A 16,110-nucleotide genomic window follows, 5' to 3' on the forward strand; every position below is an offset into this window, starting at 1 on the left:
TCAAGCGACTGACCAAAAATCGGGGCTCCGCCGCCGACCAGTCCCACTTCGGCCGTCCTCCGTCGTCAGGTGTCGCGCGCCCCGTGTCGGCGAAAGATCGGGTGGAAGTGACTTCTGATGCGGAACAGCGGTCCGGGCGGTCTTCGCTGAGGCGCACAACGGCGGATTCGGGCTACCGCAAGGAGTTCTCCATGATGGCGACGACTCCCACGCACCGAACCGAGGACGGCACCACCGGTCGACACGGGATCAAGTGACCGAGGCACGTGAGAGGTCCACGTGTTCTGAACGCCGAGCAGAACAGGAACCGGATCTTCGGCATCGCGGCCACCGCGCTGGCCGAGTCGAGCACGACGGCGCTCAACTCATCGCGAAACGCGCCGGGGTCGGCCAAGGCACCATGCACCGGCACTTCCCCAATCGCGAAGCACTGCTGCTCGCGGTGTACCGCCACGACGCCGAAGCGGTGAACGAGGCGGCGCCGGAACTTCTCGCGGCGCACCCACCGCTGGAGGCCCTGCGCCGCTGGCTCGACCGGCTCGCCGCCTACCGCCGGAACAAGCATGGCGCGGCGCAGGCGATCGAAGCCGCCACCAGCGCGGACCTCACCGGCGAGTACTACGAGCGGAGGAGCGACGCGGTCGCACTACTGCTGGACGCGGGCAGAGCAACCGGTGAGCTCCGCCCCGACGTCGACGCCGAGGAGGTGCTGCTGCTCGTCGGTTTCCGGTGGCGAATCGACGGCCACGACCGGGAAACCCGCACCACCCACCTGATCGACCTCGTCCTGGACGGCCTGCGGCGAGACCCCGGTGACGCCGGCTGAGCCGGAACCTGGCGGCGAAAATACGAAGGCGCCCTGCCGCGTCGAGCCCGGCAGGGCGCTCTGCTTCCGGCCACGCCCCGACGGGGCGGGAATGCTCCGACGGCGCGGGATCGCGTCAGACCGCGCGGGCTCCGAGCAGCCACAGATCGACCGGCAGCCGCTCCGCCGATTCGACCTCGAAACCGGCGGTGGCCAGCAGCTTTTCGTACTCGTCGCGGTGCCGTTCGCGACCGCCGGTGATCGCCAGCATCTGCATGTCCCATGCCGGCGCGAGCGATTCCGCGCCTGCCTTGTCCGGCAGGAGCCGTTCGAGCACGAGCAACCGGGTCCCGGCTCGGCAGGCTTCGCGGCAGCCGCGCAGGATCCGCAGGCATTGCTCGTCGTTCCAGTCGTGCAGCACCCTGGACAGCAGGTAGAAATCACCGCGAGGCGGGACGTCCTGAAAGAAGTCCCCCGCGGCACCGCTCAACCGGCCGCCGAGGTCGTCCCCGAGGTCGGCCGAGACGTGGTCGCGGTCGAACACGATTCCCGACACCTGCGAATTCTCGCGGAGGACGCTGCGCAGCAGGGTGCCGTTACCGCCGCCGACGTCGACCACGGTGCTCCCGGCCGGGAAGTCGACCGCGCCGGGCAGCGCTTCGCCGACCAGCTCGGTGACCGCCTGCATGGCCCGGTCGAAGGTGCGGGCGGTGTCCGGGTGGGCGGCGAAGTAGTCGAAGTGCTCCACGCCGAAGCGGTGGCCGAAGGCGGTCCCGCCGGTGCGCACGGACGAGGAGAATTCGCTCCACGCCTGGTAGAACTCGCCGCCGTAGAGGCGCGCCAGGTCGCTGAACGGATCGTCTCCGCGGAGCAGGTCGCCGGTGGCGGTGGTGGTGTAGCCACCCGGACCGCTGGAGCTGACCAGACCGAGCCGCTCCAGGTGGTGCAGCAGCCGTGCGGTCGCCTCCGGATCCGAACCCAGCCGCGCGGCCAGCTCCACGCCCGTCAGCGCCCGGTCGCGGAGCTGGTCGGCGACACCGAGTTCCGCGGCGGCGTGCACGGCCCTGGCCGACCAGTGCCCGGACAGGATGGAGAGCAGCCTCGTGTGCGGGTCGGTGACGGCCGCGCTCGTTCGCAGGACCGTCTTGCTGCGCATGAGGAATTCAGCGAGGTGCCCGTCGTGCGGCAGCCCCGGCGCCATCAGGTGCGTGGGGTTGTCGCCGATGTGCACGTTGCTGATCGAAGGTTCGTCGACGAGCCGCGCCAGCAGTTGCTCGTCCTCGGTGACGGCGGTCAGCACCAGCGAGTTCCGCAGCGGCCCGATGCCGTCCCGGCTGGACCAGGGGGCCACCCACACGCACGGGAAGGGCAGTTCCACTCCGGCCTGGGCGGCGTTCGGATCGTCGAGCAGCACCACGGCGGGCCGCAGCACGGCGCCGCCACCGGGGAGTTCGTGCACCAAGCTGCCGGGGGTGAGCAGCTCGGCACCGCCGAGCGCGGCCCGCAGACCGGCCTCGAGGTCGTTCGCCCGGCCGGTTTCGTGCGCCGGGAGAACGGCCTGATCGTGCTCCGGCTCGTGCACCGGGATCGAAGCCAAGGCGTCGGCGATATCCCGCGCCGCGGTCGCGACGTCTCCGTCGACGAACACGGCGGTCGCGTTCACGCACGCCGTGCCTCCGTGGCCGACGACCGAATCCACCACCGTCGCCAGGTGTCCCTGCGGATCACCGTCGGCGAGCAGCACCTTTGATCGGCCGGGACCTTGCACCAGCACGTCGGCGCGGGCGCCGTAGCGTTCCACGATCTGGTCGCCGCCGTAGACGAGGGACAGGTCGGCGGCGCGGACGAGTTCGTCGGCGAGGTCGTGCCCGGTGGGCAGCAGCGCGAGGTGCCCGGGACCGAATCCGGCCTGCCGCAGGGCCGTGACCAGGCGGTGCGGGGTGAACGGCTCCCGGTTGGACGGGCGGACCGCGACCCGGTAGCCCAGCGCGAGGGCCTCGATCCACTCGGCGTGCGTCGCGGGGTGGTTTCCGGGCGCGTGCACGGCCAGCACCTCGCCGCGGCGTGCCCACACCGCGCCCGGCCCTGCGTTGTCCCGCCAGCTCGCGGCGGAACCGGCCGGCCGGGCCGCCGCCACCGACTCAGCCGCCACTTCCGCGCTGTGCGCCAAGGTTCGGGAGGCCGCGCGCACGACCGGCATCGCCACTCCGGAAGCGCGGCACACCTCCCGTTCGTGCTCGTGCAGCGGAATTCCGTCCACGGTGCCCGAGAAGATCCGCGCGGCCTCGGCCAGCGCGCGGTGGCGCTGGCCGGCGGACATCGGCTCGGTCCGCCGCAGCTCGGCGATGGTGCGCCTGATGTAGAGCCGCGGCACCTGGCTGAGTTCGGCCAGCACCGCACCGTCGACACCGGTGACCGCGTGCCTGCGGGAAGCGGTGAACGAACCGGAAGTGCCGAGTGCGTCCAGGATCCGCGGATCGCTCATCAGTACACCCCTTCGATGACGGAGGTGTTCTCGAAGGTCGCGACGGGGGCGACGTCCGCGACGGAGACGCCGAGCGCGCCGGGCGGGGCCGCCACGCGGGTCGCCACATCCCGTTCGAGGTTGTTCGGCAGCAGCATCGACCTGCTCACGTGGTGCATCACGACCTGACCGCGTTCCCCCTCCCGGACCTCCTCGTGGGTGTCCGGGTCGACCACGGCGAACGTGGTGTACGGCGAGAAGGAGTCGAACACGCAGGAGCGGTCGTCAGTGCTGGAGACGCGTTCCATGCTGCCGCCGAGGATCATGGTGCTGCCGTACTGGCCGCGCAGTGCCACGTCGGGGAACACCTCCTGCCGCATCAGGTAGCGCGTGTCCGCGTCCATGTGCGCGCCGCCCCACATGATCGTGTGGACCTTCTCGTTGATGAGCTTCGCGAGCCGACCGCGCTCGGACATGCGCTCCAGCAACGGCGGAGTCACCACCAGAACGCCGACCTCCTGGCCGTCCAGGACGGACTCGACCTGGTCCACGACGTGCTCGGCGTACCGGTCCGCCTCAGCGCCACGGCCTTCGGCGATGCACTTGCGCACCCAACGCGGATCGAGGTCGACGGTGAACGCCACACCGCCGCGCATGCGCGGCAGCTCCGCCATGAGCCTGCCGAAGATGTGCGGGCCGCTCGGCGCCACGGTCAGCCAGTTCGCGTCACGGGGAAAGCCGAGGTCGTCCATGCGCGCGGACTTCCACGCCAACGACCGTTCCAGCCAGTCCTGCATCAGCACGACGCGTTTCGGCGCCCCGGTGGTACCGCCGCTGTCGAACGCGCCGAGCACGTCCGGGCGGTCGCCGTAGCCGCGGGGCACCAGGTCGCGGATCGGCGCGTCGCGGAGTTCGTTGACCAAGTTGGGAAAACGGGCGAGGTCGCCGTGGGTCCGCACGTCGCGGAGCGGGTCGAAGCCGAGCGAGGACGCCCGGTCCAGCCAGAACCTCGAACCGGTCTCCGGCGAGAAGTGCCAGCTCATCGCCGCCACCAAGAATGCTTCCTCGTCGAACCCCGGAGAGTCGTTCCAATTCCAATGCACAGGCTTCTCCGAATTCGGTCAATTCCACCGGAACATTCTCACCGGAACGCCCCGGGCACGACACAACGGGCAATCGCGGGAACAGCGGTTGATCCCGATCGGGAATCGGGAACGCTGACCGGATAGCGGATCTTGAGTGCCCATGGAAGGGCGGCGTCGACCGTCCAGAAGGCCCGTGCTCGAACTCGTCGAGCACGCTTCCAGGAGATCACACGATCGCCAACCCTGGAAGAGTGCCGACAATCACAAAGAGCCCTTCGGTGCGCCGATGGACTCATGATCAAGAGCGCGCCGCCCGCCGCACAGCGGCGAGGCACGCGGACGCGAGAACCGCGGAACGGAGTTCACCGCGCACCGGCACCGCCTTCGCGGAACCGGATTCAACAACTCTCGAATAGCACGACTCGATCAGCGGTCCGCGACATTTCCGCATCCGCCTGCGATAGATCCCGATGACGAACGGTCGAGGCGGCCAGCTCGCCGCGGGATCAGGAATCGACGCGCCGATTCCGCTCACCGCGCGAGCCGGCGCTCGCGACCCGGCACCGAGTTCGACGACCGGACGCTCCCCCGCTCGGTTCGGGCGGTGCACCTCCGGGACACCTCGGCAATCGCGGACACGACCGGGAACTCCCGATCGGAGCAAACCGCCCACGACCACGATCGAATTCAGATCACCCGAACCGGCCACCGATCCCGCAAGGAGGCGGAGGCGACGTCAACGAGATGGCGGCGGATCGACCGCACTGGCGAACAATGCCCCGAATGTGGATTCCGACGTAAAAATCCTTCCCCGTGCGGCCTAGCAAGGTGGTGAACAACAGCCGCCTCCGCGCTACCGCAAGGAGGTTCTTCCACCATGGCAACGGCTTCCACGCATCGAACCGCTGACCGCTCGGCCCCCGGAGCGTGCGTCCGAATCACCGCAGGCGCACCCGGATGGGTCCGCTCACCTGGTCCGCGGCGATCCTCGCGACCTGGCGAGCCGAGCAAGGCTTCGCCACGCTGCCCCTGGTCCTCGTCGGTGCCGGCGCATCGCCGCCGCGGTGCTGGTGCTGCGCGACCGGGCCTGGGGACGGCCGCCAGCGCGCTGAATCCGATCGGCGCTGAATCCGCCAGCCGAAGCGCGACGGCCGCACGGCTGCGGCTGCCGTGCGGTTCTTGGCTGTGCGACGTCCGACGGCGGATCTCGGGGGGTCCGCCGTCGGCGAGGGCCCCGGCGTCGTGCTCACGGGCGCGAGCCGGGACTGTCGCCGTGCCCGGACCAGGTCAACGTCCGGGCGAACTCGGCGAGGTCCGGCACCAGCAGTGCCGCGACCAGCACCAGGCAGACGAGTTCGATGGCGCGCTCGATGCGCTTGCCGCCTCGGGAACCGACGCTCCAGCGCATCGACTTCGGCAGCACGTGGCCGCGTCGCCAGCGGGCGCCGGAGCAGCGGGCGCCGGCCTTGCGGCTGCACTTGGCGCAGCGGCGGCGGATCGGGAAGGTCCAGCAGATGCCGCTGCGCGTGGCCGAGTCCCCCACCGAGTGCACCACCATGCCCATGGTGATCGACAGCCCGGCGAACCAGCCCAGCTCGGCCATCGCCCCCGCCACCGCGAGCGACCACGTGATCGCGCCCGCGGCCAGCAGCGCCACCGGGTCCTGATCGGTGCACAGCCTGCGGCGGACCCAGCGCGGGCCGGAGCGGGACAGGGCGCTGATCCCAGGCGCCAGCACCATGACCATCGCGATGCCCGTCACCCACGGCGTCAGCAGCGCGCCGAGCCCGACGAGCAGTCCCAACGACGCCGCGAAGATCGGCGTGTGCACCAGGCCGCGGTGTTCGCCGTCGCCCCTCGGGTCGTGCGGCAACCGGGTCCTGCCGTAGGTGGTGCGGGCCAGGAACTGGAAGCACTCCCCGACGAGCGCGGTGACCCGGCCGCCGCTGCGGTAGGCCGTCGCGCCGTCGGCGTCGAGGTCGGGCAGCAGCGCGGCGCCCGCGCCCAGCAGCGCCCCCACCGCCGTTCCCGCCACCCCGAGGTCCGCGCCGGTGAGCGCACCGACCGTGCTGCTCGACACCGCTCCCGCCAACGCTCCGGTGCACGCGTGGCCGCCCGCTTCCATGGTCCTGTCCGCTCCTTCCGCCACAGCGCTGCGGCCGTGCGGACGAACGCGACGCTCGGCCGAACGGCGTAGCGCCGGAAACCAGGGCCGCCGGTTTTCCGTTGCGGCCCAACGGACATTGAACATGATCTTGAGACGGGGCGGGACGGCAGCGGGCGAATTCACCCGCAACGACGCACGGCGGCGAAGGGCTTTCCCTCGCACAGCGGCGAACGGGGGACGGCGCCCGCCGCGCGGGACGGTTTGCGAGTCCTCCCCTCAATCGTTGCCCTGCCAGGGGCGGAGCCGCTGAGCAGTGACCACCCCGAGCGACCGGCCACCGGCGGGTTCTCAGCGGTTTCCTCGCGAGGACAGCGATTTCGCTGCGCACGGCCGCATGAGAAATCGACCCCGCAGCGAGGTAGCCGCTGAGGTTCCGCCACCCGGACACCTACACGTTCGAAAGGGTTTCTCACTCCGCGCGCACCGGGTGCCCGGTGGTGACGTCCACGTGCTCGGGGACCTCGTCGTGGTCGTCGCCGACCGACAGCGTTCCCGTCGGCTCCACCAGCAGCACCCCCGCGCCGCCGGTCGACGAGGGCTTGTGGAACGTGCCGCGCGGCACCACGAACACCGAACCGCGCGGCAGCGTCACCGTTCGCTCCCCCTCCTGCTCGCGCAGCGCGATGTCGATTTCTCCGTCCAGCACCAGGAAGAACTCGTCGGTCTCCAGGTGCACGTGCCACACGTGCTCGCCGTGGAACCGGGCCAGCCGGATGTCGTAGTCGTTGAGGTAGGCGATGATCCGCGGGCTCCACACGGCGTCGAATCCGTCCAGCGCGGCCTTGAGGTCGATCGGGGTCGTGGTCATGGCCGCCATCCTCGGCCGGGCCGCGAGCCACCACGAGTGCTAGGAATTGCACATGCCGCAAGAATCCTCGCACCGGGTCGTGGTGCTGGTCGACGAAGGCTCGAACCCGTTCGAGATGGGCGTGGCCACCGAGCTGTTCGGCCTGCGCCGCCCCGAACTGGACCGCCCCTGGTACGACTTCGCGATCTGCGCGGCGCGACCCCGGGTGCGGATGCACCTGGGCATGTTCACGCTCTCCGACGTCGCCGGGCCGGAGGTCGCGGACGCGGCGGACACGCTGATCGTGCCCAACCGGCCCGATCCGGAAGTGCCCGCCTCGCCCGAAGCGCTGGCCGCCGTCGAGCGCGCGGCGAAGCGCGGAGCTCGCCTGGTGAGCTTCTGCACCGGAGCCTTCACCCTCGCCGAAGCGGGCGTGCTGGACGGGCGGCGCGCCACGACGCACTGGCGCTGGGCCGAGGAGTTCGCGCGGCGATTCCCCTCGGTGCGCCTGGAACCGGACGTGCTCTACGTCGACGACGGCGAGGTGCTCACCGCGGCGGGCAGCGCGGCGGCGCTGGACCTCGGACTGCACCTGATCAACCGCGACCACGGCGCCGAGATCGCCAACGCCGTGAGCAGGCGGCTCGTGTTCACCGGCCACCGCGACGGCGGCCAGCGCCAGTTCGTGGAACGGCCGGTGCCGGACGTCCCGGACACGTCGCTGGCGCCCGCGCTGGACTGGGCCCGGTCGTGCCTGGACCGGCCGCTGACCGTGGCGGACCTGGCGGCGCGGCTCGCGACCAGCCAGGCGACGCTGCACCGGCGGTTCCGCGCGGAGCTCGGCACGACACCGCTGGCCTGGCTCACCACCGAACGGATCGCGCTGGCCCGCCGCCTCATCGAACGCGGCGAGCTCGGCTTGGACCGCGTGGCCGCGTGCAGCGGGTTCGGCACCTCGGCCAACCTCCGCGCCCGCTTCCGCGAGCACACCGGCCTCACCCCGTCGGCCTATCGCCGCCGGTTCGGGGCGCCTCCTGCGGAGCCGGTGCCGACGCGGGGATGACGCTGATCGACCAGAGCGCCTACCGGTCGGGAAGTTCGTTCAGCGTCAAGGGGATCGCCGAGCAGTCACCCCCGTTTTCCGCGTCCTGCCGGAGGACTAGCAGCAACGCGGCGGCGGGCGCACTGTGCGCCCGCCGCCGTGCCCCGCTACTCGTCGGCGAGCGGCTCCGCGGTGATCTTGCGCAGCATCAGCCCGCTCGCCGTCGCCGCCAGCGCCGCCACCAGCAGGCCGAGCACGATCGGCGCCAGGATCGACGGTGTCAGCGTGGTGCTCTGCTGCAGAGCGTTGAGCAACCCGAGGCCGACACCGGCACCTGCCGCGGTCGCCATGCCCGCCGCGACCAGCGCCGGTAGCGCCGCCTCGACGTGCAGGGCGCGGACCAGCACCCGGCTCTGCGTTCCGGCCGCGATCAGCGCCCCCAGCGTGCGGCGCCGATCGATGACCGCCCCCGCGGCCGTGATCGCCGCGCTGCCCGCCGCGAGCACCGACGCGATCGACAATCCGATCACCGTGATCCGGTGCAGGTCACCGGTCATGACCTCGCTGGCGACGCTGCGCGACTCGATCGACTCGATGTCCGCGCCGGGAACCACTCGCGCCATGGCGGTGCGCACCGTGGCCCGGTCGGCTTCGGTGGGCGGCAGCACGGTCAACGTTGCCTGCTGCGAGCCCGCCAGCGCGGGCACGGCACCCGGGTCGATGATCGCCGCGTCCAGGTTCGGCTCGGCGGCGACCGGGGTTCCGGGCGGCACCGGCGTGGCGAGCGGGTTCTTGACGGCTACGGCCGGGGTGACGGCGAGTTCCGACGTCGGCATGTCGCTCGGCACGTGGATGCGGGGCGGACCCTCGCACGAGGGCTGGTACGGGGTCACCTCGCGAGCCGCGCGGCAGTCGATGAGCAGCCCGGTGGCGAACTCGCCGCCGGGGCCCTCAACGCTGACCTTCTCGTAGCTGGCGGCGGTGGCCCGCACGCCCAGCCGCGCCAGTTCGTCGGCGAGACGTTGGCGCAGCTCCGGTGCTTGACTGCTGGAGACGTCGGCGAGGATCACGCCCTGCTTGTTCGAGCTGCCCATCGAATCGGGCCCGGCGGTCATGGCGGGCAACGCCGTCAGCGCCAGCGCCCCGATGAACACCGCGAGCACCATGCCGGAGGACGACCGGTAGGCGCTCTTCGGGTCGCTGACCAGCCGCCTGCCCGCCAGCAGCACCGAGGGGCGGCGCCACACCCGGGTGAACAGGCGGCCGATGGTGGCGGTGATCCAGGGCCCGACCAGCGAGAACGACCACACCACTCCGACGATCGGGACGACGAGCACCAGGAAACCCGCCCCCTCGTCGTACTTGATCATGCCGAGCAAGAAGAACCCGGCGACCACCGCGATGATCAGCAGCCGCCACGCCTTGGGCCTGCCGCGCTGCTGTTGGGTGGCCGCGCTCAGCGGCGCGCGCACGACCCGGCCGGCGCCCAGCACGGACGAGGCCACCACCAGGGCGGGAACGCCGATCGCCACGCCCAGGACCGCCCAGATCGACGGGGTGATGTCGCTGACGAGCCAGGTGCCGCTGCCCCAGGGGACCAGGGCGACGAGATACCGCAGCGGCCAGGTCAGCAGCAGCCCCGCCACGGTTCCGGCCGCCGCGGCGAGCCCGGTCTCCGCGGCCACCGTCGAGACCACTTGGGACGGAGTCGCACCCGCCATCCGCAACGACGCCATCCTGTGTTCCCGGCGTGCCGCGGTCAGTCGCGAGGCCGATGCGACCAGGACGAGGCTGGGAGCCGCGAGGATGAACAAGCCGAACCACGCCATCGGTTGCAGCAGCAGGTCCTCGGAGTCCGCCTTGATCGTCACCAGCGAGTAGGGGCTCGCGATCTCGGCGGCCTGGTCCAGGACGCCTTCCGGGTGCCCGACGACGGCGACGAGCTGTTCCGGGTAGCGCAGCTGCTGCGGGTCGATCGTGCCCGCGATGCGCTCGGGGAAGCGGTCGGCCAGTGCGTCGTCCGGAAGGTCGGCCACCTTCTGCGCGAGTGCCGGGGACAGCAGCACCTCGCCGGGCGCCGGGTACTTCGGGGCTTTCCCGCCGCCCGGGGTGCCGGAGACGTCCAGCCGGGTGATCAGTTCACCCTGCACGTAGTCCTGGGAGGCCAGCTCCACCCCACCCGCGTCGGAGACGCCCTGGTGCCCGTGCTGCCAGGAGGAGCGTTCGGTGCGCGCCTGCGCGGCGTTCGGCAACGCGGTGAGGATCAGGACCAGCGCGGTCGCCACCATCACGCCCGCGGCGGTCAGGATCGCCGAGGTGCGGGTGCGGGAGTCGTGCCGCAGCACCCGCACGGCCAGCTGCAGGGGGTTCATCCGGCCACCGCCCCGCCGCGCGCGGGTGCGTCGTTCGCGATGAGGCCGTCGCGGATCTCCACCACCCGGCTGCACCGGGCGGCCAGCTCGCGGTCGTGGGTGACCACGACGACCGCGGCACCGGAACGGCTCGCGCTGCCCGCCAGCGCGCTCATCGTCGCTTCACCGGTGCGGGTGTCCAGTGCGCCGGTCGGTTCGTCCGCGAAGATCACCTTCGGCTCGTGCGCCATCGCCCGCGCGATCGCCACTCGCTGCGCCTGGCCGCCGGAGAGCTGGCCGGGCAGTCGTTGCTCCATGCCGCTGAGCCCCAGCCCCGCCAGCCACTCGCGGGCGGTGCCGGTGGCCGTGCGCCGGTCGGTGCCGCCGAGCAGCAGCGGCAGGGCCACGTTCTCCTCGGCGGTCAGCTCGCCGACGAGCATGCCCTGTTGGAACACGAAACCGAATTCGTGCCGCCGCAGCTCGCTGCGCTTGGTCTCGGAGAGCTGGTCGACGCGGCGCCCGCCGAAGACGACCTCCCCGCGGTCCGGGCGCAGGATCCCGGCGAGCACGTGCAGCATGGTGGTCTTGCCGGAGCCGGACGGGCCCACGATCGCCAGCACCTCACCGGCCTGTACCTCGATGTCGGCGCCGCCCAACGCCCAGTGCTCGCCGTACTGCTTCGCCAGGCCGTGGCCCGCCAGCACCGTCCGGCTCCCCGGCATGTGCCCCTGCTGCATGTGTTGTTCTCCTCGGTCCCGATGCGCGCCGTTCGGCGCAACCGCTGGTGCGGAAGTCGATCGGGAGCAACGTTCGCAGCGCACGAGGAGAGCGCGCCTCATCCGACAGGCCGCCCGGGGTCGGCTGTTAGGCCGGAGCTCTTGGACCATCAGGCCAGGTAGAGCGTTCAGGTATGCCGTTGCGTCTGGGTTTCCGGCCAGCTGCCGGAGCGCCCCGAGCCGGGGCGGCGTCCCCGGAAGAGGACTCGGCTCGGCGTCGCCGAACCCGTTCCGGGGAGATCGTCCGCGAGGGAACCCGTTCCTCCGCACCGGTTCGACGCGCACCGCCGCTGATTCCCGGCGAGGGTGCTACCCCGCCAGTTCGAGGTCTTCGAGGCTGCGGCGGGAGGTCTCCCGCACGCACAGCGCGGTGAACACCAGTGCCAGCGCGGCGAAACCGGCGAAGATGCCGAACACCGCACCAGCCCCGAACACCAGCAGCACCGGGAAGAACTGGGACACCAGCAGGTTCGCCGTCCAGTTCACGAACGAGCCGACGCCGACGCCCATCGTCCGCACCCGCAGCGGGAACTGCTCAGGCAGCAGCACCCACATCAGCGGGCCCCAGCTCAGCGAGAACGCGACCTTGAACACCGCCAGGCAGATCACCGCGCCGGTCGCGCCGCCGAGGCCGCCGAGCAGGTCGCCGCCGAACAGCACCGCGAGCACCGACATGCTCAGCAGCATCGCGGTGCCGCCGATCAGCAGCAGGCGCCGCCGCCCGACCCCGTCCACGACCCGCGCCGTGACGAGGGTGGTGACGATGGACAGCGCGCCGAGGCCCACGCTGTTGAGCAGCGCGGCGCTGTCGCCGAAACCAGCCGCCCGCAGGATGGTCGGCGCGTAGTAGACGATCGTGTTGATGCCGATGAACTGCTGGAGCACGGCTAGCCCCACCGCGATCAGCAGCGGGCGGCGCAGCGCGGGCGTGAGCAGTTCGCTCCACCGCGCGCGGTCACCGGCCGGCTCGGCTTCCTTCGTGCGCTGGATGTCGGCGAGCACCCCGTCGGCTTCCTGCTCGCCGACCTGCGTGCCGAGCACGCGCCGCGCCTCGTCGGGCCTGCCGTGGGCGACGAGCCAGCGCGGTGTCTCCGGCGAGCGGGACACGCCGAGGAGCAGGAGCAACGACGGGATCAGCGCGATGCCGAGCATCCAGCGCCACGCGCCCCACGGCGACAGCAGCAGGCTCGTCAGGTAGGCGGCGAAGATGCCGACCGCGATCATGAGCTGGTTCAGCGTGGCGATGCCGCCGCGGTTGCGGGTGGGCGCCAGCTCCGAGAGGTAGGTCGGCACCACCACCGAGGCGATGCCGACGGCGAGACCGCCGAGCACCCGCGCGGCGACCAACGTCGCGACTCCCGGCGCGACCGCCATCCCGATCGCCGAGAGCCCGAACACCGCCGCGGCCAGCTGCAGGATCGGCCGCCGCCCCCACCGCTCCGCCAGCGCGCCCGCCACCAGGCTGCCGATGATGGCGCCGAACATCAGCGAGCTCACCACCAGGCCCTTCGTCCACGGCGTCAGCTGCAGCGCCGGGCCGATGAACAGCAGCGAACCCGCCGCGATGCCCTGGTCGTACCCGGCGAGGATGCCGCCGAAGGAACCGAAGAAGAACACGGACCGCGCCGTGGCGGACGAACTCGTCGATCGGGACTCGGACATGTGGAGCTCTCCACTTCCGGTGGTGGCAGCACGGCGTTCCGCGCGGAGCGACCGTGATCAGTGCGATGGAGAGTGGCACCGGCCCTGTTTTACGTCAACACTCGGTCAGAATGTGGACCGATTTTTGACGAAGCCCGTTCGTAAACGGACGATCGGCGGGTTACGCTGCGGCCATGACCGACCCCGCCCCGACCGCGTTGCACCGGTTGCGCCAGAGCAACGCCGAGCGCGTGCTCGGCTGCCTGCGCAGGCACGGCGAGTTGAGCCGCGCCGCGATCGCCGAGCGCAGCGGGCTGTCCCGCACGACGCTCTCGGCGATCCTCGGCGACCTGATCCGCCGCGGAGTGGTCGTGGAGACCGAACTCCCGCCGTCGAACCGCCGGGGCCGCCCCACCGGTGGCCTGGCGCTCAATCCCGCCGCGGGCCACTACCTCGGTCTTGAGCTGGGGCGCAACCGGATCCGGCTGGTGCTGGCCGACGCCGCGCACCGCGTGCAGGTCCGCGACGACCTGTCCTACGGCTCGGCGCGCGCCGCCGCGGACCGGCTGGCGCTGGCGGAGCGCGCCGTGCGGGAGGCCGCCGACCGCAACGGGATCACGCTGGGAACGCTCGCCGGGATCGGCGTCGGCTCCACTGGGCCCGGTGAGCTGGTGCTCGCGCCCGCCGCCGGGCTGGACGCGCCGGACGGGCTGCGCGGGCGGGAGCTGATCGCCGACCGGCTGGCCCGCGCGTTCGGGGTTCCGGTGGGCGTGGACAACAACACCCGGCTCACCGCGCTCGCCGAGGCGACCTGGGGCGCCGCCGCCGGGGCCTCCGACCTGCTCTACGCGCACTTCTCGCACGGCACCGGCGGCGGCCTGATCATCGGCGGGCAGCTGATCCGCGGCACCGGCGGAGTCGCCGCCGAGCTCGGGCACTTGTGCGTCGACGACACCGGCCCGGAGTGCTGGTGCGGCGGGCGCGGCTGCCTGGAGCGCTACGCCTCGGTGCCCGCGGTGCTGCGCGCGACCGGGCATCGGCGCTGGACGGTCCTGCGGGACGCCGTGGAGCACGGCGGCGCCGAATCCGAGGCGGTCCGCGCGGCCGGGGAGCACGCCGGGACGGCGCTGGCGGCGATGTGCACGGCGGTGAACGCGGGCCGGGTGGTGCTCGGCGGCGAACTCGCCGAGCTGGGCGAACCGTTCCTGCGCCCGCTGCGCGAATCGTTCGCCCGGCGCGCGATGCGGTCGCTGCGCGGCGGCGTCGAGTTCGGCACCGCGGGCACCGCGCCGTGGGGCGGCGCGCTGGGCGGGCTGGCGCTCGCGCTGCACGAATCTCCCCTGCTGGCCCGCTATCCGCTGCCGCAGCACTCCGAGCAGCACTCCGAGCAGGCCGCCGCGCCGGACGCCGAATCCGGCGGCTGACCCGATCCGACCCCGCCCGACGCTTCCCGCCGAGGAGTTCCCCGTGCCGCGCAACATGCTCTTCCTGATGACCGACCAGCACCGGATCGACACGATCGGCTGCTACGGCGACCCGACCGCCGTGCGCACCCCGAACCTGGACGCGCTCGCCGCGGGCGGCACCCGGTTCGACAACTGCTTCACCCCCACCGCGATCTGCACGCCCGCCCGCGCGAGCCTGCTCACCGGCTACGCACCGTTCCGGCACAAACTGCTGGCGAACTACGAGCGCAACGTGGGCTACCTGGAGGACTTGGCGCCCGACCAGTTCACCTTCGCGGAGCGGCTCGCCGAGCGCGGCTACAACCTGGGCCTGCTCGGCAAGTGGCACGGCGGGGTGCGGCGCAACGCGGCCGACTACGGCTTCCAGGGGCCGGACCTGCCGGGCTGGCACAACCCCGTCGACCACCCGGATTACCGGGCATATCTGGAAGAACGCGGTCTTCCGCCGTACTCGATCCGGGACGAGGTGCGCGGCACCGCGCCGAACGGGAACCCGGGCAACCTGCTCGCCGCGCGGCTCGACCAGCCGGTGGAGGCGACGTTCGAGCACTACCTGACCACCCGCACCATCGAGATGCTGCGCCGCTTCGCCGCCGACGAGTCCACTTCGGACGCACCGTTCTTCTTGGCTACGCACTACTTCGGGCCGCACCTGCCGTACCTGCTGCCGGATTCCCACTACGACATGTACGACCCGGCGGAGATCGAACTGCCCCGCTCGGTCCAGGAGACCTTCGAGGGCAAGCCGCCGGTGCAGCGCAACTACAGCGCGCACTGGGCGTTCGACACCATGTCGCCGGAGGACAGCCGCAAGCTCATCGCCGTCTACCGGGGTTACGTCACCCTCATCGACGAGCAGGTCGGCCGGTTGCGCCGCGCGCTCGACGAGCTCGGGCTCAGCGACAGCACCTCGATCATGTTCACCGCCGACCACGGCGAGTTCACCGGCGCGCACCGGCTGCACGACAAGGGCCCGGCGATGTACGACGACATCTACCGCATCCCCGGCATCGTGTCGGTGCCCGGCGAGGCCCCGCAGGTGCGCGAGGAGTTCGTCAGCCTCACCGATTTCACCGCCACCATCCTGGAGCTCGCCGGCGAGGACCCCGCGCCCGCCGTGGACAGCCGGAGCCTGCTGCCGCTGGTGCGCGGCGAGCACCCCGAGTGGGCGCCGGACCTGGTCGCCGAGTACCACGGCCACCACTTCCCGTACCCGCAGCGAATGCTGCGCGACGCCCGCTACAAGCTGGTGATCAACCCCGAGTCGCACAACGAGCTCTACGACCTGGAGCTGGACCCCGACGAGCTGCACAACCGCTACGAGCACCCGGAGGTCCGCGAGGTCCGCAACGCGATGCTGCGCCGCCTCTACGCGCTGCTGCGCGACCGGGGGGACAACTTCTACCACTGGATGACCAGCATGTACCCCGTCGGCGAGGCGGACCACGACCCGACGCTCAGCTCGTTCTGACGAGCCGGAGCGGCGAAGCCCCGGCGGACTCGCACCGCCGGGGCTCGTCCGCGGA

At 71.8% G+C, this 16,110-nt stretch carries 11 protein-coding genes; 4 read left to right on the top strand and 7 right to left on the bottom strand.

The features are described from left to right. Positions 1-400 precede the first annotated feature (400 nt). Complete coding sequence (locus OOZ19_RS06150) at positions 401-826, top strand: TetR/AcrR family transcriptional regulator (RefSeq protein WP_266089012.1); 426 nt, start codon at positions 401-403, stop codon at positions 824-826. A 115-nt stretch (positions 827-941) separates the two neighbouring features. On the opposite strand, the gene OOZ19_RS06155 is transcribed toward OOZ19_RS06150, so the two are convergent. From OOZ19_RS06155 to OOZ19_RS06170, 4 genes are all read right to left on the bottom strand, one after another. Beyond that, positions 942-3,290, bottom strand: a complete 2,349-nt coding sequence (locus tag OOZ19_RS06155) for an aldehyde dehydrogenase family protein (RefSeq protein ID WP_266089013.1) — start codon at positions 3,288-3,290, stop codon at positions 942-944. Further along, a complete protein-coding gene (locus tag OOZ19_RS06160) occupies positions 3,290-4,321 on the bottom strand; it encodes an acyl-CoA synthetase family protein (RefSeq protein WP_266089153.1) in 1,032 nt (343 codons plus the stop codon). Before OOZ19_RS06160 ends, OOZ19_RS06155 begins: the two co-directional genes overlap by 1 nt. 1,279 nt (positions 4,322-5,600) lie before the next feature. Then, positions 5,601-6,479 (bottom strand): metal-dependent hydrolase, encoded by an 879-nt coding sequence (locus OOZ19_RS06165; RefSeq protein WP_266089014.1) that lies wholly within the window; start codon positions 6,477-6,479, stop codon positions 5,601-5,603. Positions 6,480-6,930: 451 nt separating this feature from the next. Further along, on the bottom strand, positions 6,931-7,329 hold the full coding sequence (locus OOZ19_RS06170; RefSeq protein WP_266089015.1) for a cupin domain-containing protein: 399 nt from the start codon (positions 7,327-7,329) through the stop codon (positions 6,931-6,933). A gap of 52 nt (positions 7,330-7,381) precedes the next feature. Here OOZ19_RS06170 and OOZ19_RS06175 point away from each other — a divergent pair, with 52 nt between their 5' ends. Next, positions 7,382-8,371, top strand: a complete 990-nt coding sequence (locus OOZ19_RS06175; RefSeq protein ID WP_266089016.1) for a helix-turn-helix domain-containing protein — start codon at positions 7,382-7,384, stop codon at positions 8,369-8,371. Between the two features lie 146 nt (positions 8,372-8,517). Here OOZ19_RS06175 and OOZ19_RS06180 read toward each other — a convergent pair whose 3' ends face one another. The 3 genes from OOZ19_RS06180 to OOZ19_RS06190 form a co-directional block, all read right to left on the bottom strand. Further along, a complete protein-coding gene (locus tag OOZ19_RS06180; RefSeq protein ID WP_266089017.1) occupies positions 8,518-10,722 on the bottom strand; it encodes an FtsX-like permease family protein in 2,205 nt (734 codons plus the stop codon). Beyond that, positions 10,719-11,438 carry an ABC transporter ATP-binding protein gene (locus OOZ19_RS06185; protein WP_266089018.1) on the bottom strand — a complete coding sequence of 240 codons (720 nt, stop codon included), beginning with the start codon at positions 11,436-11,438 and terminating at the stop codon, positions 10,719-10,721. The genes OOZ19_RS06180 and OOZ19_RS06185 overlap by 4 nt, the downstream gene beginning before the upstream one ends. 348 nt (positions 11,439-11,786) lie before the next feature. Further along, positions 11,787-13,139 carry a sugar porter family MFS transporter gene (locus OOZ19_RS06190; protein ID WP_266089019.1) on the bottom strand — a complete coding sequence of 451 codons (1,353 nt, stop codon included), beginning with the start codon at positions 13,137-13,139 and terminating at the stop codon, positions 11,787-11,789. 173 nt (positions 13,140-13,312) lie between these two features. Between OOZ19_RS06190 and OOZ19_RS06195 the strand changes: the two genes are divergently transcribed. Both OOZ19_RS06195 and OOZ19_RS06200 read left to right on the top strand, forming a co-directional pair. Beyond that, entirely contained in the window at positions 13,313-14,542 is a 1,230-nt protein-coding gene (locus OOZ19_RS06195; RefSeq protein ID WP_266089020.1) for an ROK family transcriptional regulator, read from the top strand. 43 nt (positions 14,543-14,585) lie between these two features. Next, entirely contained in the window at positions 14,586-16,055 is a 1,470-nt protein-coding gene (locus tag OOZ19_RS06200) for a sulfatase family protein (RefSeq protein ID WP_266089021.1), read from the top strand. Positions 16,056-16,110: the final 55 nt, after the last annotated feature.

Source organism: Saccharopolyspora sp. NFXS83, from assembly GCF_026241095.1.
Classification (GTDB): domain Bacteria; phylum Actinomycetota; class Actinomycetes; order Mycobacteriales; family Pseudonocardiaceae; genus Saccharopolyspora_C.

Coding starts and splice junctions, on each gene's coding strand:
- OOZ19_RS06150 (WP_266089012.1), top strand. CDS start 401: ATGCACCGGCACTTCCCCAATCGCGAAGCACTGCTGCTCGCGGTGTAC.
- OOZ19_RS06155 (WP_266089013.1), bottom strand. CDS start 3,290: ATGAGCGATCCGCGGATCCTGGACGCACTCGGCACTTCCGGTTCGTTC.
- OOZ19_RS06165 (WP_266089014.1), bottom strand. CDS start 6,479: ATGGAAGCGGGCGGCCACGCGTGCACCGGAGCGTTGGCGGGAGCGGTG.
- OOZ19_RS06170 (WP_266089015.1), bottom strand. CDS start 7,329: ATGACCACGACCCCGATCGACCTCAAGGCCGCGCTGGACGGATTCGAC.
- OOZ19_RS06175 (WP_266089016.1), top strand. CDS start 7,382: ATGCCGCAAGAATCCTCGCACCGGGTCGTGGTGCTGGTCGACGAAGGC.
- OOZ19_RS06180 (WP_266089017.1), bottom strand. CDS start 10,722: ATGAACCCCCTGCAGCTGGCCGTGCGGGTGCTGCGGCACGACTCCCGC.
- OOZ19_RS06185 (WP_266089018.1), bottom strand. CDS start 11,438: ATGCAGCAGGGGCACATGCCGGGGAGCCGGACGGTGCTGGCGGGCCAC.
- OOZ19_RS06190 (WP_266089019.1), bottom strand. CDS start 13,139: ATGTCCGAGTCCCGATCGACGAGTTCGTCCGCCACGGCGCGGTCCGTG.
- OOZ19_RS06195 (WP_266089020.1), top strand. CDS start 13,313: ATGACCGACCCCGCCCCGACCGCGTTGCACCGGTTGCGCCAGAGCAAC.